At 65.7% G+C, this 633-nt stretch carries 1 protein-coding gene and 1 pseudogene; one reads left to right on the top strand and one right to left on the bottom strand.

Going from position 1 to position 633, the window contains the following annotated elements:
* On the top strand, positions 1 to 344 hold a 344-nt coding region (locus EOA33_RS37790; protein ID WP_145989606.1), incomplete at its 5' end, for a M23 family metallopeptidase.
* A gap of 34 nt (positions 345 to 378) precedes the next feature.
* Here the strand turns inward: EOA33_RS37790 and EOA33_RS37785 are convergent.
* Positions 379 to 633: pseudogene (locus tag EOA33_RS37785) on the bottom strand (MFS transporter); the annotation flags it as partial.

Below are 633 nucleotides of genomic sequence, written 5' to 3'. Positions count from 1 at the left end.
GGTACGGCAAGCAGATCATCATCCGCCACGCCAACGGCTACGAGACTTCCTACAATCACCAGACCGCTTTTGCCAGAGGCATCGAGCCGGGCGTTCACGTCCGCCAGGGCCAGGTCATCGGCTATCTTGGTCAGACCGGCCTCGCCACCGGCCCGCATCTGCACTATGAGCTGATCGTCAACGGCACCAAGGTCGACCCGATGCGCGTTCGCCTGCCGGTCGGCAAGGTGCTGAAAGGCGACGACCTGGTTGCCTTCAAGCGCGAGCGCGACCGCATCGACGACCTGCTCAAGCAGGAAGACAACAATTCGCTCAAGGTCGCCAGCGCCAAGGTCGAAGGATAGGTTCGCGAGCGAATCGCATATCGCCCGCGACGAATCAGTTTCGTGACGAATCAGCCGGTGATTCATCCGCGCTGCGCGGCCACGGCAGCGCCTGGCCGGAAACGGTCATCCAGGCGATGACGGCCGCAAGCAGGCAGAGCAGCGTGGTGACGGCGGCGACGGCCGCGAAAGCCACGTCGCTGGCGGCGAGCCGTGCTGCGTCGAGATCCGGCGCGAGCCCCGCTGGCGCCTGTTGTCCGAAACCTGGAATGCCGGGCGCGGCGCCGGTGCTCAGCCCGTAGACCCAGGC

The sequence above is a fragment of the Mesorhizobium sp. M4A.F.Ca.ET.050.02.1.1 genome (assembly GCF_003997725.1).
Taxonomy (GTDB): Bacteria; Pseudomonadota; Alphaproteobacteria; order Rhizobiales; family Rhizobiaceae; genus Mesorhizobium.
This window is presented reverse-complemented; position numbering and strand designations above follow the sequence as displayed.